The organism is Brevundimonas sp., from assembly GCF_031082345.1.
In the GTDB taxonomy this organism is placed as follows: Bacteria; Pseudomonadota; Alphaproteobacteria; order Caulobacterales; family Caulobacteraceae; genus Brevundimonas.
On the sequence record NZ_JAVHLH010000030.1, the window covers coordinates 1 to 17,641 of the forward strand.

At 70.4% G+C, this 17,641-nt stretch carries 18 protein-coding genes and 1 tRNA gene; 7 read left to right on the plus strand and 12 right to left on the minus strand.

Annotated elements, in window-relative coordinates:
• Positions 1 to 51 precede the first annotated feature (51 nt).
• Both RDU12_RS03450 and rsmD read left to right on the plus strand, forming a co-directional pair.
• Positions 52 to 483 (plus strand): GFA family protein, encoded by a 432-nt coding sequence (locus RDU12_RS03450; RefSeq protein ID WP_300292500.1) that lies wholly within the window; start codon positions 52 to 54, stop codon positions 481 to 483.
• Positions 484 to 1,044, plus strand: coding sequence for a 16S rRNA (guanine(966)-N(2))-methyltransferase RsmD (rsmD, locus tag RDU12_RS03455; protein WP_300292502.1), 561 nt, complete (start codon positions 484 to 486; stop codon positions 1,042 to 1,044). It abuts the gene before it with no gap.
• Here rsmD and RDU12_RS03460 read toward each other — a convergent pair.
• Together RDU12_RS03460 and mutL are read right to left on the minus strand one after the other, a co-directional pair.
• Entirely contained in the window at positions 1,034 to 2,269 is a 1,236-nt protein-coding gene (locus RDU12_RS03460; protein WP_300292504.1) for an erythromycin esterase family protein, read from the minus strand. The two genes, rsmD and RDU12_RS03460, sit on opposite strands and share 11 nt — an antisense overlap.
• A 119-nt stretch (positions 2,270 to 2,388) precedes the next feature.
• Positions 2,389 to 4,248: a DNA mismatch repair endonuclease MutL gene (mutL, locus tag RDU12_RS03465; RefSeq protein ID WP_308684103.1), complete on the minus strand. Its 1,860-nt coding sequence runs from the start codon at positions 4,246 to 4,248 to the stop codon at positions 2,389 to 2,391.
• Positions 4,249 to 4,349: 101 nt separating this feature from the next.
• On the opposite strand from mutL, the gene RDU12_RS03470 reads away from it, so the two are divergent.
• Positions 4,350 to 6,047, plus strand: coding sequence for a hypothetical protein (locus RDU12_RS03470; protein WP_308684104.1), 1,698 nt, complete (start codon positions 4,350 to 4,352; stop codon positions 6,045 to 6,047).
• 13 nt (positions 6,048 to 6,060) lie between these two features.
• Here RDU12_RS03470 and RDU12_RS03475 read toward each other — a convergent pair whose 3' ends face one another.
• The 8 genes from RDU12_RS03475 to RDU12_RS03510 form a co-directional block, all read right to left on the minus strand.
• Positions 6,061 to 6,867, minus strand: coding sequence for a thioredoxin domain-containing protein (locus RDU12_RS03475; protein WP_300292489.1), 807 nt, complete (start codon positions 6,865 to 6,867; stop codon positions 6,061 to 6,063).
• 19 nt (positions 6,868 to 6,886) lie between these two features.
• Positions 6,887 to 8,296 carry a M48 family metalloprotease gene (locus tag RDU12_RS03480; RefSeq protein WP_300292487.1) on the minus strand — a complete coding sequence of 470 codons (1,410 nt, stop codon included), beginning with the start codon at positions 8,294 to 8,296 and terminating at the stop codon, positions 6,887 to 6,889.
• A 61-nt stretch (positions 8,297 to 8,357) separates the two neighbouring features.
• Positions 8,358 to 8,711: a hypothetical protein gene (locus RDU12_RS03485; RefSeq protein ID WP_300292485.1), complete on the minus strand. Its 354-nt coding sequence runs from the start codon at positions 8,709 to 8,711 to the stop codon at positions 8,358 to 8,360.
• Positions 8,712 to 8,752: 41 nt separating this feature from the next.
• Complete coding sequence (locus tag RDU12_RS03490) at positions 8,753 to 9,811, minus strand: PAS domain-containing protein (RefSeq protein WP_308684105.1); 1,059 nt, start codon at positions 9,809 to 9,811, stop codon at positions 8,753 to 8,755.
• A 154-nt stretch (positions 9,812 to 9,965) separates the two neighbouring features.
• On the minus strand, positions 9,966 to 10,664 hold the full coding sequence (locus RDU12_RS03495) for a TMEM175 family protein (protein ID WP_300292867.1): 699 nt from the start codon (positions 10,662 to 10,664) through the stop codon (positions 9,966 to 9,968).
• Between the two features lie 64 nt (positions 10,665 to 10,728).
• Positions 10,729 to 11,904, minus strand: a complete 1,176-nt coding sequence (locus RDU12_RS03500) for an aspartyl/asparaginyl beta-hydroxylase domain-containing protein (protein WP_308684106.1) — start codon at positions 11,902 to 11,904, stop codon at positions 10,729 to 10,731.
• 218 nt (positions 11,905 to 12,122) lie between these two features.
• Positions 12,123 to 12,197: transfer RNA gene (locus tag RDU12_RS03505), tRNA-Gly, on the minus strand.
• Positions 12,198 to 12,315: 118 nt separating this feature from the next.
• On the minus strand, positions 12,316 to 13,098 hold the full coding sequence (locus RDU12_RS03510) for an SDR family oxidoreductase (RefSeq protein ID WP_300292540.1): 783 nt from the start codon (positions 13,096 to 13,098) through the stop codon (positions 12,316 to 12,318).
• A gap of 54 nt (positions 13,099 to 13,152) precedes the next feature.
• On the opposite strand from RDU12_RS03510, the gene RDU12_RS03515 reads away from it, so the two are divergent.
• Positions 13,153 to 13,551, plus strand: coding sequence for a YkvA family protein (locus RDU12_RS03515; protein WP_300292539.1), 399 nt, complete (start codon positions 13,153 to 13,155; stop codon positions 13,549 to 13,551).
• Here RDU12_RS03515 and RDU12_RS03520 read toward each other — a convergent pair.
• On the minus strand, positions 13,548 to 14,549 hold the full coding sequence (locus RDU12_RS03520; RefSeq protein ID WP_300292538.1) for an NADPH:quinone oxidoreductase family protein: 1,002 nt from the start codon (positions 14,547 to 14,549) through the stop codon (positions 13,548 to 13,550). The genes RDU12_RS03515 and RDU12_RS03520 overlap by 4 nt on opposite strands.
• 108 nt (positions 14,550 to 14,657) lie before the next feature.
• Here RDU12_RS03520 and RDU12_RS03525 point away from each other — a divergent pair, with 108 nt between their 5' ends.
• Together RDU12_RS03525 and RDU12_RS03530 are read left to right on the plus strand one after the other, a co-directional pair.
• On the plus strand, positions 14,658 to 15,527 hold the full coding sequence (locus RDU12_RS03525; RefSeq protein WP_308684107.1) for an isoaspartyl peptidase/L-asparaginase: 870 nt from the start codon (positions 14,658 to 14,660) through the stop codon (positions 15,525 to 15,527).
• Between the two features lie 280 nt (positions 15,528 to 15,807).
• Positions 15,808 to 16,338 carry a hypothetical protein gene (locus tag RDU12_RS03530; protein WP_300291044.1) on the plus strand — a complete coding sequence of 177 codons (531 nt, stop codon included), beginning with the start codon at positions 15,808 to 15,810 and terminating at the stop codon, positions 16,336 to 16,338.
• Between the two features lie 187 nt (positions 16,339 to 16,525).
• Here RDU12_RS03530 and RDU12_RS03535 read toward each other — a convergent pair whose 3' ends face one another.
• Complete coding sequence (locus RDU12_RS03535; RefSeq protein WP_308684108.1) at positions 16,526 to 17,104, minus strand: hypothetical protein; 579 nt, start codon at positions 17,102 to 17,104, stop codon at positions 16,526 to 16,528.
• An 87-nt stretch (positions 17,105 to 17,191) separates the two neighbouring features.
• Between RDU12_RS03535 and RDU12_RS03540 the strand changes: the two genes are divergently transcribed.
• On the plus strand, positions 17,192 to 17,611 hold the full coding sequence (locus RDU12_RS03540) for a hypothetical protein (protein ID WP_300291048.1): 420 nt from the start codon (positions 17,192 to 17,194) through the stop codon (positions 17,609 to 17,611).
• Positions 17,612 to 17,641 lie beyond the last annotated feature (30 nt).

The following is a 17,641-nucleotide window of genomic DNA, read 5'->3' on the forward strand; positions in this document are numbered from 1 at the left end:
CGGTCGCGGCAGCCCGCGTGGGCCCCGCAAGCCCTAGGACGCGAGGCGAGAATGACCGAGACGACCACCCCCCAACGCCTGTCGGGCCGGTGCCTGTGCGGCGCCGTCGCCTTCACGGCGGTTCCGAAGCACGGCATGCACGCCTGCCATTGCGAGAGCTGCCGCCGTTGGACGGGCGGCGTCTATCTGGGCGTCGATTGTGGCGACAGCGTCGAGGTGGCCACCCCCGGGGCGGTGGCGACCTATGAGTCGTCGGACTGGGCCAGCCGCAGCTTCTGCCGCACCTGCGGTTCGACGCTGTTCTGGACCCTGAAGGCGGGCGGCATGACCGCCGTCTCGTTGCAGGCGTTCGACGATCCTTCGGTCTTTGCGTTCGACAGCGAGATCTTCATCGACTCCAAGCCCGGCAACTACGATTTCGCCGGCGACCGCGTGCGGATGACCGGCGCGGAGGTCTTGGCCCAGTTCGCGGGCGGCGACTGAATGCGGATCGTCGCCGGCAGCCTCAAGGGGCGCAGCATCGTCGCGCCGGACGGGCAGGGCACGCGTCCGACCTCGGACCGCGCCCGTCAGGCGGTGTTCAACGTACTGGAGCATGCGGCCTGGGCCGAACCGCTGGACGGGCTTCGGGTCATCGACCTGTACGCCGGCTCGGGGGCGCTGGGCTTCGAGGCCATTAGCCGGGGGGCGGCCTTCGCCCTGTTCGTGGAGACCGACGACGAGGCCCGTGGGGCCATCCGCGAGAACGCCGACGCCTATGGGGTGATGGGCCGCACGCGCGTGCACCGGCGCAGCGCCGTGGATCTGGGCGTGCGGCCAGGGTCGGACGGCGAGGCCTTCGACCTGGCCTTCCTCGATCCGCCCTACCGCAAGGGGCTGGGCGAGCAGACGCTGGCCCGGTTGCTGGAAGGGAACTGGCTGAAGCCGGGCGCGGTGGTGGTGTTCGAGCGCGGATCGGACGAGCCCGAGATCGACACGCCGGGCTACGAACGGCTGGACGCGCGCCACTACGGCGCCGCGCGCGTCCTGTTTCTCAGGGCGTAGTCGCGTCCGCAGGATAGGTTGTCGGGGCCATGTCCCGGATGAAGAAGACGCCGTCGACGGCGCGGTCCCACCAGGCGGGCATGGGCTGGAACCCGAGCATCCATGATGCGCGGCGCTCGCCGGACGGCGCCAGGGGGCTGAAGGCGTAGGCGTGACCCGTCGCCGCCAGTTCGGCCTCGATGCTGCCCTCGGCCGGGGTTCCGACGTCGGTGGCGTCGCGGCGCACCCAGCTGCCGATCCGGCCGCCACCGCCGGTGAAGGCCAGGACATAGAGGTCATCGCCGAAGACCTCGGCGGCGTGGAGGCCCATCGGGACCATGCCCCGGGCGCCGTCGACGGCCGGGTCGATGACGGTCCGGTCCTTCAGGGCGTGGGAGGTCGCGGCCCAGACAATGATCTTGCGGCCGGGCCAGCCGACGTCGGCCAGCCAGCGGAGGTTGGAGGCCATCTGTTCGTCGCGCAGATTGAAGACGGCCGGGTTGTTCTCGCCGATCCGTTTGAAGAAGACGATGAAGGTCCCGACGCTCTGCAACGTCTGGGACCAGTGTGCGGCCTCGGCCGGATCGGGCAGGGCCGAGACGGCGGCGCGGGCGGCGGCCATGTCGGTCTCGAACAGGGTGAGGTCGATGCGGGCGAAGGCCTCGCGGTCGCGGGCTTGCTGGATGTCCAGCACGGCGGCGATCCTCTCCATCGGCTCCGCGGCCGAGGGCAGGCGCGTAGCCAGCTCCCTCACCTGACCCGGCAGGTTGCGGCTGGCCGGCATCACCTCCTGCATGTCCACGCCGGCCAGGATCAGCGGATCGCCCGAGGCGGCGGCGCGGTCGAGATAGCTGGACAGGGGCGCGAATTGATCGCTGCGGCTCCAGACCGGCAGGATGGCGTCCGGCAGGACCGCGCCCGGGGTCTCGCCCGCGGCGATGCGCTGTCGGGCGGCGTCCAGGCCGACCATGCCGCCCTCGAAGGCCAGGACGTCGAAGCCGAGACGTTCGTGGAGATATCGGACCACGCGGGCCTTCGCGATGAAGGTCGAACCGTCGCCGTGAGTCTGTTCGCCCAAGATGACGATGCGGGCGTCGCCGATGTCTCGACCCAGGGCTTCAAGATCGGACAGGTCGTCCGCTGTCGGATCGATCGTGCGGACAGGGACGGGCGCGAGCGTCTGGGCGAGCGCCGGGCCGGCGGTCAGCGTCAGGGCGGCGGAGAGAAAGAGGGCGCGGCGGAACATGGCGGGTCTCCAGATCGAGGTCTCGGTCGTTTAGGTGAGACTTAAACGTTCTGGGAGTTAAATTTATGTAAGAGTTAAATTGCGCCTTCGCCCGGCGCCGCGCGATTTGCCGGGAGCGGTCATCGCCGTCCGAACAGCTTTTCGAGGTCGGCCAGCTTGAGCTCGACATAGGTCGGGCGGCCGTGGTTGCACTGGCCGGAGTGGGGAGTGGCCTCCATCTGGCGGAGCAGGGCGTTCATCTCGGGGGCGGAGAGGACGCGGCCGGCGCGGACGCTGCCGTGGCAGGCCATGGTGCCGCAGACCTCGCCGAGCCGTTCGCTGAGGGCCAGGGCCGCGCCGTGTTCGGCGAGGTCGTCGGCGATGTCGCGGATCAGGCCCTGCACATCGGTGTCGCCCAGCAGGGCGGGGGTCTCGCGCACCAGCACCGCCCCGGCGCCGAACGGTTCGACGATCAGGCCGAGCTGGGCCAGTTCGTCGACGCGGGCCGAGACGCGCTCGGCCTCGGCCGGATCGAGCTCGACCACCTCGGGGGTGAGCAGGGCCTGGCGGGTCACCGAACCTGCGGCCATCTGGGCCTTCATCCGCTCGTAGACGAGGCGCTCGTGGGCGGCGTGCTGGTCGACGACGACGAGGCCGTCGCGGGTCTGGGCGACGATATAGGTGCCGTGCAGCTGGGCCCGGGCGGCGCCGAGAGGATAGTCCAGCGGGTCGAAGACGGTCCCGGATTCATCATGAATCAACGATTGATCGCCGGCGGGATCGGGGCTCTCGACGCGGGCGGACCGCTCATTCAGGCCGGGGATCAGCTGGGCCGCGGCGGTCGCGGATCCCGCCCAGCCCTGCCAGCCGCTCCAGCCCTGGGCCGAGGGCGAGGACGGGCTGAAGGCGGGGCCGGAGCCGACGCCGGCATGGGGGCGGAAGCCGGCGAGGGCGCCCGCGGCGACGGTGGTCGAGGCGCGGTGGCCGGCGGCGGCGAGGGCATGCCGCAGCGCCCCGACGATCAGGCCGCGCACCATCTGCGGATCGCGGAAACGGACCTCGGCCTTGGCCGGGTGGACGTTGACGTCGACGTAAAGCGGGTCGACCTCGAGGAACAGCACCGCCGCCGGGTGCCGGTCGCGGGCGAGGAAATCGGCGTAGGCGCCGCGCAGGGCGCCCTGCAGCAACCGGTCCTTCACCGGGCGGCCGTTGACGAACAGATACTGGTGGCCGGCGTTGCCGCGGCTGTAGGTTGGCAGGCCCGCGTAGCCGCTCAGGCGCACGCCGTCGCGCGCCTGATCGATCAGCAGGGCGTTGGCCTCGAAGTCGCGGCCCAGCAGGGCGGCGAGACGCTTCAGCCGCCCCTGGTCGCCGGGGTGTTCGGCGGGCAGGCGCAGGGTGGTTTTGCCGTCGAGGTCGAGGGTGAAGGCCACGGTCTCGTGAGCCATGGCCTGACGTTTGATCTCTTCCGAGATGGCCATGGCCTCGGCCCGCTCGGACTTCATGAATTTGAGCCGGGCGGGGGTGGCGTAGAACAGGTCGCGGACCTCGACGCGGGCGCCGTGCGGGCCGGGGAAGCCGGCGGGGGCGACCGGGCGCTGGTCGCCGCCCTCGACGGTGATCTGATGCGCTTCGCCGCCGTCTCGCGGGCGACTGGTGATGGTCAGGCGGGCCACCGAGCCGATCGAGGGCAGGGCCTCGCCGCGGAAGCCGAGGGTCGAGATGCGCAGCAGGTCGACGTCGCCGGCGTCGTCGGGCTCCAGCTTGGAGGTGGCGTGGCGTTCGACCGCGAGTGCCAGCTGGTCGGGGGCCATGCCGTGACCGTCGTCGGCGATCAGGATGCGGGTCAGGCCGCCGCCGTCAGCCTGGACCTCGATCCGCGTGGCGCCGGCATCCAGCGCGTTCTCGACCAGCTCCTTGATGGCGCTGGCCGGGCGTTCGACCACCTCGCCGGCGGCGATGCGATTGACGGTTTCGGGGGGAAGGCGGCGGATGGGCATGAACGGGGAAGTATGGGCTGATCCGCTGGTGGGGAGAAGCGCCGCTTGGCCTCGCCCTGTGGTTCGGTCACTATCGTCTGGGGACAGGGGAGATTTCCGGGATGCGCGGCTTTCTGATGTGCGGCGTGGCCATGGCCACGATCCTGATCGGCCCCTCGGCTGTCGCGGACGCCACCGCCGACCGCGCCGTCAGGGACCTGATCGAACGACCGCCGGTCTGCGGCCCCCCCGCGGGGGATGAGGCAGGCGCTCCGGTGGCCGGGATGGTCATGGTCGACGGCTTCGGCACGGGCGGCTTCCAGATCGCCACGAACAATCCCGAGGCCCAGGCCTGGTTCAACCACGGCGTCCGCCTGCGCTGGGCGTTCGAGCACGGTGAATCCGTCCGCGCCTTCCGCAAGGCCCGCCTGCTGGACCCCGCCTGCGCCCTGTGCGCCTGGGGCGAGGCCTGGGCCATGGGGCCGAACCTCAACGGAGGCGGCGGCGACGAGGAAACCCGGCTCGCCGCGCTGAAGGCCGCGCGCGACGCCCGACGACTGGCGCGGCGGGCCACGCCCATGCAGCGCCAGATGATCGACGCCCTGGTGCAGCGCTATTCGGGCCGGGAGTCGTCACGGGCCCGACGTTTCGCCACGGCCATGGACCGGATCGCCCGGCGGAATCCGGCCGACGTCTCCGTTGCCGCGATCGCGGCCGACGCCTGGATGCTGAACGCCGACGAGTGGTGGGACGACGACGGCAAGGCGGCCGATCCCGGGATCACGCGGGCGATGCAGATTCTCGAGCAGGCGCTGGCCCGCGCTCCCGATGATCCCGGCGCCATCCACCTCTATATCCACCTGACCGAATGGTCGGACGACCCGCACAAGGCCATTCCCTACGGCGAGCGGCTGGCGACGCTGGCGCCGGGGGCCAGCCATCTGGTGCACATGCCGTCGCACACCTTCTACCGGGTCGGGCGCTACCGGGACGCGATGATGTCCAATGTCGCCGCCGTGGCGCTGGACCGCCGCTACGATGAGCTGGCGCGACCGCCGGGCGGGGTGCCGGGCATGCCGCTGCACGGCCACAACATTCATTTCGGCATGGGCGGGGCCCTGATGGCCGGGGGGGACGTCGAGGGACTGAAGCTGGCCGAATGGTTCCTGGACGTCTTTCCGGACATTCCGGCCGACAATCTGTGGCGTCAGATGACGGCCAACAACGCCTACGCCGTCTACGGCCGGTTCGCCGACGCGGAGCGGGTCGCAGGGCTGAAGGAACCGCCGGCCAGCCACCCGATGCTGCGGATCAGCTGGCGCTACGCCCGAGGCGAGGCGGCGGCGCGGGCGGGGGACGCCGACGCCGTGCGGGCCGAGGCGGCCGCCATTGCGGAACTGCGCGAGGATGAGTCGTTCGCGGCCGGGCCGATGCAGGAGCGCCGACGGGGCTTCACCGAACTGTCCCAGCGGGTGCTGGAGGGTCGGGCGGCGATGATCGACGGCGACCACGCCGCGGCGATGGCGGCCTTTGGCCGGGCGGCGGAGATCCAGGGCATGGGCGAGGAGGGCGGTGACCCGCCGGCGATCTGGTACCCGACCCGGCGCAGCCTCGCGGCGGCGATGCTGGCCTCGGGCGACGTCTCCGGCGCGCGCGCCAAGGTGCTGGAGTTGCTGGAGGACTGGCCGAACGACCCGTACAGCCATTTCGTCCTGGCCCAGGCCGAGACGGCGCTCGGGAATCCCGTCGCGGCGGCGGAGGCGGAGCGCCGCTCGCGGCTCGAATGGGTCGGCGGCGCGATGAGCCTGAAGCTCGCCTGACGGCGGGCCCGGCTCAGCGGGCCTTGGCCTCGCGGATTTCGCTCTCCAGCGCCGCGGGTTCGATCGACTCCATGGCCTTGCCGTTGACGAAGAAGGTCGGGGTGCCCACGAGGCCCATGGCCATGGCCGAGGTCTGCATGTCCGCCAGATGGCTGGCGATCTCGGAGCCCGCCATGGCCGTCTCGGCCTGCGGCATGGATACGCCATTGGCCTGAAGGATGGCGTCGACCGCCGGCTCCGACAGGGCCGGTTCGGCCATCAGGGCCCGGAAGACCGGCAGATATTTGCCCTGGCGGTGGGCGGCCTGGGCGGCGCGGGCGGCGTAGTGGGACACGCCGTTGGTCGGGCCGTCGAGGATGGGCCATTCCTTGAATACGAAGCGCACGTCCGGATGAGCCTGCATGATCCGCAGCACCTCTGGCGCGGTCGCCTTGCAGCCCGGGCAGCGGAAGTCGAAATACTCGATCACCGTGACCTTGGCGTCGGCGGGCCCGAAGGCGGCGTCCCGGCTGTCGACGGCGAGCAGGCCCGGATTGGCCGCGACGCGGGCGGTGATCTCGGCGGCCTTCTGGCGGCTGTCGACGATCTGCTGCTGTTGCGCCTTCTGGTTCAGAGCGTCGCTGACCTCCTGGAGCACCTCCGGATTCTGGATCAGATAGGTCCGGACGCGCGACCCGAAATCCGTCCCCGTGGCGTAGGGGGCGAGCGCGATAATCAACGCCAACACGGAGACGGCCAGCGCGGCCAGGCCGGTCCGGCCTCCGGACAAAAGGCCGCCGAACCGGGAGGGCGCGGGCGCAGGATCGGGTGTTTCGGTCATTCAGGCTCTCGAGAAGGGTTCAGCCGCCGGCCGGGATGACGCCCGGGGCCCGGCGCGCGTTTCGGCGGTCGAGGTCGTCCACGTCGTCCTGGGTGGCCCCCGAGGCGAAGACGATGTCCATGGCGCGGGTCCATTCGGCCGTGCCGGGCTCCAGCATGTCGCGGGCGCGCAGGGCGAACTGCGTAGCCTGCCGTTCGGCGCCCACGGCGAAATACATCTCCGCCGAGGCCAGGCGGGCCTCGCCCTCCTTGCCCTGGCTGGCGTAGGCCTGGGCCAGCAGGCGCCAGGCCATGCCGTTGTCCCTCTCCAGCGCGGCCGCCCGCTTCAGGTGATCAACCGCCGCATCCAGCCGGGCCGGATCGCGGGTCTCGATCAGCGCATGACCGAGATTGATGCGCAGCAGGGGGGCGGACGGCAGGATGTCGACCGAGCGCTGGTGCGCTTCGATGGCTTCCTCCGGGCGACCTTCCTCGAACAGGATCTGGCCCTTCAGCTCCCAGAAATACGGGTTCTCCGGCTGCTCGGCGAGCAGGACGTCGACCGCAGCCAGCGCCCGATCCGTCTGGCCGTCCCGGTACCAGGCGATGGCGCGGGCGTAGCGGGCGGGCAGGGCGGTGTCGGTCTCCGGATAGGCGCTCAGGGTCTCGCGCGGATGGTCCATGAAGGCGTGGATCTTGGCGAGGACCAGGGCGTGCTGGGCCATCCGTTCAGGACTGTCGTGGCGCCCGTAGCTCGGCTGCTCGGCCACGAAGCGGCGCAGGTTCTCGATCCGGTCCGACGACAGGGGGTGGCTGCGGAAATAGGGATAGCGACGGGCGTCCGAGAACACCTCCTGGGAGCGGAAATTCTCGAAGAAGGTGACCAGGCCGCGGCCCGACTCGCCGGCGGCCTCCAGCGCCCGGGCGCCGGTGTTGTCGGCCTCGCCCTCCTGATGGGTCATGTAGCGCAGGGCGCTCAGGGTCCCGAAATACTGGCTGTTGCCCAGCAGCACGGCGCCCGCGTCCGGCGCGCCGGCGGCGATCGCCAGGGCGCCGAGGGCCATGGTCATCAGCATCGGCTGCATGCCGGCGTCCTGGGCGCCGTCGCGCAGGGTGTGGCGATTGCGGATGTGTCCGGCCTCGTGGGCGATGACGCCCAGCAGTTCATTGGGGCTGCGGGTTCTCAGGATCAGGCCGGTGTTCACGCCCATGATCCGCCCCCGCGTGGCGAAGGCGTTCAGGTCGGCGTCGTTGATCAGCAGGATCTCGACCTCGGACGGCTCCAGCCCCATGCCCGTGAACACCGGATCGGCCCAGTCGTGAATGATGGTCTCGATCTCGGTGTCGCGGATGGCGCTCTGGGCCGCGGCGGGGGCGGCGGCCGCCAGCATCAGGCCGGCGGCGGCCGTGGCCCCGATGAGGCGGGCGGCGTGTCTGGTTAGCCAATTCATGGCGTACTCCCGATACCGTCGAACGCCCCCGCCGCGATCCTCACTATCTAATCGCGGCCATTCAACGGCGCCACCATCCGCGCTTGGGCTTCTCGGGCGGTGCGACGATCTGGTTGGGATCCTCGGCGATCAGGGCGGCGACGTCGACCTCGGGCGCGGCGGGTTCGGCGGATTCAGCGGCCGGCGCGGGTTCGGGGGCGGGTTCGGCGACGGGCTCCGGCTCGACGACGGGCTCCGGCGTCGACGTTTCGACCGCTTCGGCGTCCGAAATCACGATGTCCGGCGCGGCCTCTGCGGTCACCTTGCGGCGAACGCGGCGGCGCTTCGGCTCCTCGACCGGGGGCGGAGGGGACACCTCGGCCTCGTCAGCGACCCGCACCGCCGCCGGGGCGTCCGGCGACGTTTCCAGCGTCATGCCCTCGCTGCTGGCGCGGGCTTCGGGGGCCGTTTCCGCGGTCAGATCGCGGTCGGCGCGATCCCGTCCGCGGCCACGACCGCGGCGGCGGCGCGAGCGGCCTCCGCCTCTTCGCGCAGGGTCTCGTCTGTCACGGCGTCCGGACCGGGCGGCGGCTCGACCGGTTCGGGGATCTCGACCGCGGCGGAGGCGGACCCGGCCCGTTCGCCGGCCAGCAGCAGGGCGTCGACCTGGCCGTCGGCGTCGGTCAACGGCAGCATCGACCAGCGGATGCCCTCGGCGGCGCCCCGGCGTGACACGATCGGCTCGGCCTCTCCGGCCGGAGCGGCGAGGCCGGCGCGCAGCGACTGGCGGCCCTCGACCCGCTCGTCCTCGTCCAGGAACAGATCGACGAAGTCGCCGTCGGCCGTGTCGCGGCCCAGCACCAGCAGCGCCGTGCGATTGGCCTCGCGGATCCGCCCGTCCGGCCCGACCACCACCAAGGCGCTGGCGGCGGCGTCGAACACCCGCCGGGTCAGCCCATCGTCGGCGGCCGTCTGCTCGGGGACGACGACTTCAGGCGTGATCAGCCCCTCGGTCTCGACGAGGGCGGCCGTCGAGCCCGTGATCTGGCCCAGTTCGTTCTCGATCGGCATGGCCGTGACCGAGACCAGCATCTTGCGGCGCGAGGCGGGGTTGGCCAGCAGATGCTGGAAGCCCTTGACCGTCTGGCCGCGAAGCGCCCGGGCGCTCGGCAGCAGATCCGGCGGAATGGGGCGTCCGTCGGGGAAGGTGATGCCCCAGGTGGCCGAGTGGAAGCGCAACCCGATCAGCTCGGCGTCGCGCCGCCCCAGCAACTGGTGCGCGGCCCGGTTGGCGAACACGAATTTGCCCTGGCGGTCGGTCTCGACCAGAGCCACGGGGATGGCGTTCAGGGTCTCGAACAGCCGCTTCTGGGAATCCTCGGCCACGCGCTGGACCAGATCCAGCTGGTCCGAGGCATTGACGTGCCGCGACCGGTTCGTGGCGGCCAGCCACAGGCCGATCAGGCCGATGACCCAGCCGACGGCCGCGAGGCCGCCCAGAACCCACACCCAGTTGACCTGGCCTTCCAGAAACATGCGTCCCGACTGTCCCGTTCTGGCGCCCCGCGGCGCCGTTCGGGCGATACCCTGCAAACGGCGAACCGGAATGGTCCGGTTTCCCCGTCAAGGCGACTAGACCGGCGGCCCCGGCCCGTCCAGCCACAGCTTTGTCAGATGACCGCGGGCGGCCTCAGCCGGCCTCCAGCCGTCGCATCCGCCGGCGGTCCATGACGGCGAAGATCCAGATGCCGATGGGCATGGTCCAGTAGACGACCCCGGGCAGCCACGGCGCCGCCGGCACGACCGGGCTCAGTGCGAACCCGCCGGACACGACGCCGGTGACGGCCGCCAGCGCCCAGGTTCTGGCCCAGGCGCTCGCCGCCTGCCGGCGCGGATCGTCGACGGCCAGGCCGGCGCGGGCGTGGCGGAACAGTAGGACGTACAGCACCGACAGGATCGAGAAGCCGAAGCCGTAGATGGCGTAAATCCAGCCCAGCTGGCCGAAGCTTTCGATCAGGCCGCCGCCCGGCAAAAGCCCGCCTGTCATGAAGTGCAGCGCCGTCTCTGTCAGCAGCCTGAGCGGAAACACGAACACCAGCACGGAGAACACCACCGCCAGGCTCAGCAGCGTCGCCATCCGGTCCCGCCTCGGCCCCAACGACGACCACGACCGATGGGCCAGCCAGAACAGGATGATCAGCGCGAACCCCGCCAGGAAGGCGGGAATGCGCATCAGCGCGTGCACCAGATCGTCGAACGACCTCAGCGGCTCTCCGCCGGCGATGATCAGGAGCGACACCGCGAAGGCGAAGGCGGCGTCCACGAAGGCGTCCAGCCGCTGCGCCTCCGCGGGCGTGAACCGCCCGCCCGCCGTCGTTCCGTCGCCCATCGCCCCGCCCTCCGCAGTCTGGACGAACGGTGATCGATTTGCTGCGCCGGAGCAACGTCGGCGTTCAGTCCCAGGTCGCGGCCTGTGGCGAATAGGCGTCGATCGCCTCCAGCAGGGTGGCGACCAGGGTCCGCTCCTCCTCGCTCAGCTCGGGGCGCCAGATATCGAAGATCAGCACCACCCGGGCGCGGTCGCTGCCATTCTTCGCCTCGTGTTCGATGGTGTCGTCGAAGGCCCAGCACCGACCGCGCGCCCACGACCGCACCTCGTTGCCGACGCGGAACTGGCAGTTCGGCGGCACGACCAGCGGGAGGTGGCAGGTCAGCCGGGTGTTGACGAAACCGGTGTGCGGCTGGATGTGCGCCCCGGCCTTGAGCTGCGAGAACATGATCTGCGGCGACCGGCCCCTGACCCGGCATAGCGGCGCGTCCTTCAGCGCCGCCATGGTCTGCGGACAGCGCGCGGCGTTGGGCGTCTCCTGGCCGTCCTTCGACAGGAAGCAGCTGCTCCAGTCCATGCTGTCGATGAGCGGATAGTCGGGTCGGCTCGGCATGCCGGGCTGGGTCTTCAGATAGGGGGCGAAGGCCGACTGGTCCTCCAGCACGGCGTTCAGCTCCGCCGTCATCGCGTCCGTGGCCGCCTCGACCGCGTCCATCCACGGAAACTGCTCGCGCGGATAGAACTGGATGTTGGGCAGTTCCGGATAATAGAAGGCCTGCGGCTGCTGCAGGTAGGGCTGCTTGCGTCCCGTCAGGATGTCGAGCGCGTGGGTGAAGCGCCGGTCCGACGTCCCGGCGGAATAGCCCGCCTCCTCCAGTTCTCCATTGATCAGGGCCTGCATGCCGGCGGCGATGCGGTCCTGGGCGGCGCGGGCCCGCCGCAATCCCTCGGACAGGTCCGGCGGCAGGGACGGCGCCTCTCCCGCGAGTCTGACGAAGGCGTTGAAATAGAAGCTGGCCTCGCGGTTCGCGTCCCGCGCGGCCAGCGCATCCGCCTTGGCCAGCGCGCCGCGCAGGCTGCGGGCGTTGAGGACCAGCGCCCGGTCCGCCGCCGTCTCGGCCGCCGCATGGTCGCCAAGGCGGACGCAGCTCGCGGCCAGCAGGGCCCAGGCGTCGGCATCGGCGCCGGCGCCGCCGGCCGTGGCTTCTTCGAGCCGGGCCCGCGCGGCCGCCCAGTCGCCCGCGCGGTAGGCGGCGACCGCGGACTGAAGCAGCTGGAGAGGCGGAGCATTGGGAGCCATGCCCGTTGGTAACCCTCCGGACGGCGTCCCTCAACACCGCTGACGGAGGCCCATGGCTCCGAAAACAAGAAAGGCCCGGCCGGAGCCGAGCCTTCTTCGCTTCGACTGGAGCGGGCGAGGCGATTCGAACGCCCGACCCTCACCTTGGCAATCTGGGGAGGCCCGTGGCTCCGAAAACAAGAAAGGCCCGGCCGGAGCCGAGCCTTCTTCGTTTCGACTGGAGCGGGCGAGGCGATTCGAACGCCCGACCCTCACCTTGGCAAGGTGATGCTCTACCCCTGAGCTACGCCCGCGCTTCAGTCGAGGGCGGGCGTATAGCGGACAGTTACGACCCCCCGCAAGCCCTTCTCGCGGAATTCCGCGCTCAAGCAGCGAGCGACCGCGTCGCGAGCGATAGCGCCCCCTCGCGCCTCAACGAGGCGCGAGGCGAATTGCCCCGTCGAGCCGGATGCATTCGCCGTTGATGTAGACGTTGCGGGCCAGCTCCAGCACCAGCGAGGCGTAGTCGGCGGGCGTGCCGAGGCGGCTGGGGAAGGGGATGGCGGCGGCGAGGGCGTCCTGGATCTTCTGGTCCATGCCGGCCATCATCGGCGTCCACATGATGCCGGGCAGGATGGTGTTGCAGCGGATCCCCTCCTGGGCGAGGTCGCGCGCGACCGGCAGGGTCATGGCGTAGACGCCGCCCTTGGAGGCCGAATAGGCCGCCTGGCCGATCTGGCCGTCCTGGGCCGCCACCGAGGCGGTGTTGACGATCAGGCCCCGCTCGCCGTCGGCCATGGGCTCCAGCGTCACCATGCCGGCCGCCGACTGCGACAGCACGCGGAAAGTGCCGAACAGATTGACCCGCACGGTGCGTTCGAACTGGGCCATGTCGTGGGCGCGGATCTCGCCGGTGTCCTTCTTGCGCGAGACGGTCTTCTGGCCCGTGGCGATGCCGGCGCAGTTGACGGTCAGCCGCTCCTGGCCGTGGGCGGCGCGGGCCTTTTCGAAGGCGGCCGCCACGCTGGCGTCTTCGGTCACGTCGACCTTGCAGAAGACGCCGCCGATCTCGGCCGCGATGCGCTCGCCGGCCTCCTCGTTGAGATCGAACAGGGCGACCCTGGCGCCCGTGGCGGCGATGGCCCGGGCGGTGCCTTCGCCGAGGCCGGAAGCCCCGCCGGTGACCACTGCGGCGATGCTGCTGTCGAGTTTCATGGCGGGAGTCCCTATCTTGTCTGAACCTGAGTTTCGGCCGGGGGTTTAGCCGCCATGTCTGCCAAAGCCAAACACGTCACGCCCGAAGAGGCGCTGGACCCGTCGCGCGCCCTCACGCCCTCGGTGCAGCGGGTCAACGAGGTTCGGGTCAGCAAGGGTTTCTGGCCCAAGATCCGGCGCACGGCCTCGAAAATCCCCTTCGCCGGACAGGCCCTGTCGGTCTGGTTCGCGGCCCGCGATCCCGAGACGCCGACGGCGGCCAAGGGGCTGATGCTGGGGGCGCTGGCCTATTTCGTCCTGCCCATCGACGCCATTCCGGACATCTTCGCCGGCATCGGCTTCACCGACGACGCCGCCGTCATCGGCGCCCTGATCGCCACCCTGGGCGCCAATATCAAGCGCCGGCACAGGGACCAGGCGGCCGAGGCGCTGGAGCGGCTGCGCCAGGACTAGCTCTCGACCGTCACCACCACCTTGCCCATCACCGCGCGGTCGCCGAGCGCCTGGATGGCCTCGTGGGCGCGCTCCAGCGGGAAGGTCCGGCTGACGCGGGGCCGGATCTTGCCCTCGCTCCAGAAGCGGAACAGGTCGGCCATATTGGCGGCGTGGGCGGCCGGATCGCGCATCACCGCCGCGCCCCAGAACACCCCGATCACCGAAACCGACTTCAGCAGGGTCAGGTTCAGCGGCAGCGACGGAATGCCGGCCGGGAAGCCGACCACCAGATAGCGGCCGTTCCAGTCCATGGCCCGCAGCGCCGGCTCACAATAGTCGCCGCCGACCGCGTCATAGACGACGTCGGCGCCGTCGCGGCCCGAGGCCAGTTTGAACTCGCCCGACAGCTCCTTCTGGGCCGCCTTGTCCATCTTGCCGGTGGGATAGATCAGGCCGTTGTCGGCCCCGGCGTCGAGGGCGAACTGGACCTTGTCATTGGTCGAGGCGGCGGCGATGACATGGGCCCCCATGGCCTTGCCCAGCTCGACCGCGGCCACCCCGACCCCGCCGGCGGCGCCCAGCACCAGCAGGCTCTCGCCGGCCTTCAGCCCGGCCCGGTCCTTGAGGGCGTAGTAGGAGGTCCCATAGGTCATGACGAGGGCGGCGGCGGTCTCGAAATCCATCTCGTCCGGGATCTTCATCACCGAGGCGGCGGGCACGGCCAGACGCTCGACCATGCCGCCCCAGCCGGGCACGGCGATGACCCGGTCGCCCTTGCGGACGTTGGTCACCCCCTCGCCCAGCGCCTCGACCACGCCCGCGACCTCGCCGCCGGGCGAGAAGGGCCGCTGCGGCTTGAACTGGTATTTGTCCTCGATGATCAGGGTGTCGGGGAAGTTGACGCCCACGGCCCGGACCTCGATCACCACCTCGCCCTTGCCCGGCGTCGGATCGAGCACCTCCTCGACGACGAGAGTTTCGGGGCCGCCGGGGGCGGTAGACAGAACTGCGCGCATGGTGGGTTTCCCGGGGAGAGGAGGCGCTCGCCCCCGTGGCGCTCGCATCGAGGGAACGCTAAGCAGCCCCACGCCCGTTGAAAAGGGGCGAACAGGAGACGACCCCGAATGACGGCCCTCATCCTCCACGGCGGCGCGGGCGCCCGGCGCGAGCGCGACTACGACCGCGAGGTCGCGCATATGCGCGCGGTGGTCGAGGCCATGAAGGCGCGGCTGGACGCGGGTGGGAGCGCGCTGGACGTGGCGGTCGAGGCGACGGTCATGCTCGAGGACTCGGGTCTGTACGTCGCCGGGCGCGGGGCCTCGCCTAATCTGGCCGGGGCCTATGAGCTGGACGCCAGCCTGATGGACGGCGCCACCCGCCGGGCCGGCGCCGTGGCCGCCCTGCAGGGGTTCCGCAACCCCGTTGTCGCCGCCCGCGCCGTGATGGATCGCACCCCCCATGTGATGCTGGCCGGCGAGGGCGCGTCCCTGTTCGCCCTCGACCAGGGTCTGGAGCCGATCGGCGACGAGACCGCCTGGTTCACACACGCCGGACAGGGCGAGGACAACCACCCGCCCGGAACGCTGAGCCACGGCACGGTCGGCTGCTGCGTGCTGGACCGCGAGGGCCGGCTGGCCGCCGCCACCTCGACCGCCGGGGTGTTCGGCAAGATGCCGGGCCGGGTCGGCGACAGCCCCATCCCCGGCGCCGGCAGCTGGGCCGACGGCCGGGTCGCGGTCTCCGCGACGGGGCAGGGCGAATACTACATCCGCATCGCCGCCTGCGCCCAGATCGGCTGGCGCGTCGGCGCGGGCCAGAGCCTGGCCGAGGCCGGCCGCGCCGTCATCGACGAGATCGGCGCCATGGGCGGCGACGGCGGCCTGATCGCGCTGGACCGCGACGGCAATATCGCGGCGCCGTTCAACAGCCAGGGCATGAAGCGGGCCTGGCTGACCCCCGACGGCGAGATCGGGGTCGAGGTGTTCGGGCGCTGAGGTAGACGGCGCCCCGCCGGAAAAACACAGTGGATGGAGTCTACCGAGTCGACCCATTCCGGCCCAACCACCTGATTTTATTGACACCGACAGAGTAGACTCGATCGACGCCGGCGGGCCTTTCCCCGACCGCAGGATCAGTATGACGGATGGGTGCGTCAGAAGCGGTCGCATGCGGCCGGGCGGAGGATTACAGAGATTTCATCCGCCGACGAACGTGGTTCATCCGGCGTTCACCGGGGCCACGGCTTAAGCGTCACTGGAACCACAGAGGCCCTTCATGAAGTCCGTATTCGCCGCCGCGGCCGTCGCCGCCCTTGTCGCCGTCTCGGCCTGCGCGCCCGTCATCGAGGGCGGCCCGCCGATGGACCTGCCGCCGGGCCTGCAGGAGACCGCCCAGGTCGGCTCCATCACCATGTCCAGCGCCTGGCTGGATGCGGAGGAGGATTTCTCCGACACCTTCTCCGAAGAGGTCCGCGAGGAGCTGAGCCGCTGCATGTACGGCACCGCCCCCATCGACGTCCGCATCCACGTCGACCGCCTCGACCGCGCCGGCCGTCTCGACATGCTGCTGAACGGCCGGGGCATGCACACCCTCGAGGGAACCGTCGAGTTCGTCGATCCGCGCCGGGGCAATCTCGTCGTCGGCCGCTTCCCCATCACCGTGGCGACCACCGCCGGCGGAAGGCTGGCCGGCCTGCTCGGCGACCGCCAGATGATGGCCTCGGAGGAATTCGGCCGCTCGCTCTGCGAACAGGCCTTCGGACGAAATCCGCGGGATCGGGGACCGCATAACGCGACGCAGGGATAGGGCGGGACGAGGAGGGACGGGGGCGTGGAAGGTCTGCTTTCAGGCGCCGGGCGTGGGGCCGCTTTCGACCCATTGCGGACGTTGAAAGCCCCCCGAGCTTCAGAGTCCATTTCTGACTCTTGAGCGACTTTCAGAGCGTCCGCTTTCTGGCAGTGCGCCAACGTCCCCTTGTGGCGCATCCGCGACGTTAAGAAGACCGTCGTCGCCGGCCAGGCTTGGAGGCATTCCCGGTTACTGGCGCCGAGACTTGAGGGGAAGACGTCTGACCGGCGGCCGCTCGGTCGAGGGCGATAAGGGCCAAGACTGCTACGATTTGGCGCGAGCGCCACCATCCGAAGAACTGAAGCGCGCCGACACCGATCAGCGAAAGCGCAACGATGGACGCCCCGAGCGCGTTGGCCGCCAGCCACCGATCGACATAGCCCGGCACGATTTGCGCCCAGGCGGCCAAGAGGGTGACGGGCACGGTCAGATAGGCCAGCGCCAGTCCCTTGAAAGCCTGCTCCTGCCTTGACGCATTCAAAGCCGCCATGACCCCCACACGATTGAAAGTGTCCGGGCTGAGGGGAGCCAGCAGCTGAGCGGCCTCAGCGGAAGATTGGTTCGCCCGGATCCCGCGCAGTAGATCGACGCCCGCAAAGCGGGAACCGCCGGGTGTGGTGTAAGCGCTGAATGGCAGACTTGAGGTGGGGAACAGACGCACCAATCGGGTCCAGGCGGCCCAGTGGTCTTCTGCGCCCAGTGGCTCGGGTTGGGGAAGGTTCATCCCAAGAGCCTGCGCGGGCCCCATCATCCTGTGCAAGTGTTGACCAGACATTTTCCGGTGTGCTCCCTTGGGCATCGCGGGGGAAGAATGACCAAGACAAAGCTCAACTTCTGGTTCATGGCTGCGGTCGGTGTCTTGGCGGGGGCCTTGCTCGGATGGATGCTCTACCTCGCGGTCGTCGAGGCTGCATCCGGCGGCCCGGTCGCGATCATTTCCAACGCGACGGTGCAACACAAGGTCGGAGAGCTGATGATAGCCGTCCCCTTGTTCCTGACCGCCCTGTTATCACGGACGCACCCCTACCGCTCGGTGGCCAACGGCCTGATGCGTGCCTGGCCCATCACCATCGTTGGGGCGGCGCTGAATCTTCTGGCGTGGATCAATACCATGGAACGTGCGCCATGGACCGAGCTTAACCGCTTGTGGTTCGCCGGCTTGGTGGTGGTTGGGATCGTAGCGGCGCCGCTTATAGCTTCGGCAATGCGTCGCGGTGTGGCTCAGGAGTAATCAACTCGCCCCCCGCCGTGGACATGTCCG

Excerpts from the sequence above, each read along its gene's own strand:
- RDU12_RS03450 (WP_300292500.1), top strand. The coding sequence starts at position 52 with ATGACCGAGACGACCACCCCCCAACGCCTGTCGGGCCGGTGCCTGTGC.
- rsmD (WP_300292502.1), top strand. The coding sequence starts at position 484 with ATGCGGATCGTCGCCGGCAGCCTCAAGGGGCGCAGCATCGTCGCGCCG.
- RDU12_RS03460 (WP_300292504.1), bottom strand. The coding sequence starts at position 2,269 with ATGTTCCGCCGCGCCCTCTTTCTCTCCGCCGCCCTGACGCTGACCGCC.
- mutL (WP_308684103.1), bottom strand. The coding sequence starts at position 4,248 with ATGCCCATCCGCCGCCTTCCCCCCGAAACCGTCAATCGCATCGCCGCC.
- RDU12_RS03470 (WP_308684104.1), top strand. The coding sequence starts at position 4,350 with ATGCGCGGCTTTCTGATGTGCGGCGTGGCCATGGCCACGATCCTGATC.
- RDU12_RS03475 (WP_300292489.1), bottom strand. The coding sequence starts at position 6,867 with ATGACCGAAACACCCGATCCTGCGCCCGCGCCCTCCCGGTTCGGCGGC.
- RDU12_RS03480 (WP_300292487.1), bottom strand. The coding sequence starts at position 8,296 with ATGAATTGGCTAACCAGACACGCCGCCCGCCTCATCGGGGCCACGGCC.
- RDU12_RS03485 (WP_300292485.1), bottom strand. The coding sequence starts at position 8,711 with ATGACGCTGGAAACGTCGCCGGACGCCCCGGCGGCGGTGCGGGTCGCT.
- RDU12_RS03490 (WP_308684105.1), bottom strand. The coding sequence starts at position 9,811 with ATGTTTCTGGAAGGCCAGGTCAACTGGGTGTGGGTTCTGGGCGGCCTC.
- RDU12_RS03495 (WP_300292867.1), bottom strand. The coding sequence starts at position 10,664 with ATGGGCGACGGAACGACGGCGGGCGGGCGGTTCACGCCCGCGGAGGCG.
- RDU12_RS03500 (WP_308684106.1), bottom strand. The coding sequence starts at position 11,904 with ATGGCTCCCAATGCTCCGCCTCTCCAGCTGCTTCAGTCCGCGGTCGCC.
- RDU12_RS03510 (WP_300292540.1), bottom strand. The coding sequence starts at position 13,098 with ATGAAACTCGACAGCAGCATCGCCGCAGTGGTCACCGGCGGGGCTTCC.
- RDU12_RS03515 (WP_300292539.1), top strand. The coding sequence starts at position 13,153 with ATGTCTGCCAAAGCCAAACACGTCACGCCCGAAGAGGCGCTGGACCCG.
- RDU12_RS03520 (WP_300292538.1), bottom strand. The coding sequence starts at position 14,549 with ATGCGCGCAGTTCTGTCTACCGCCCCCGGCGGCCCCGAAACTCTCGTC.
- RDU12_RS03525 (WP_308684107.1), top strand. The coding sequence starts at position 14,658 with ATGACGGCCCTCATCCTCCACGGCGGCGCGGGCGCCCGGCGCGAGCGC.
- RDU12_RS03530 (WP_300291044.1), top strand. The coding sequence starts at position 15,808 with ATGAAGTCCGTATTCGCCGCCGCGGCCGTCGCCGCCCTTGTCGCCGTC.
- RDU12_RS03535 (WP_308684108.1), bottom strand. The coding sequence starts at position 17,104 with ATGAACCTTCCCCAACCCGAGCCACTGGGCGCAGAAGACCACTGGGCC.
- RDU12_RS03540 (WP_300291048.1), top strand. The coding sequence starts at position 17,192 with ATGACCAAGACAAAGCTCAACTTCTGGTTCATGGCTGCGGTCGGTGTC.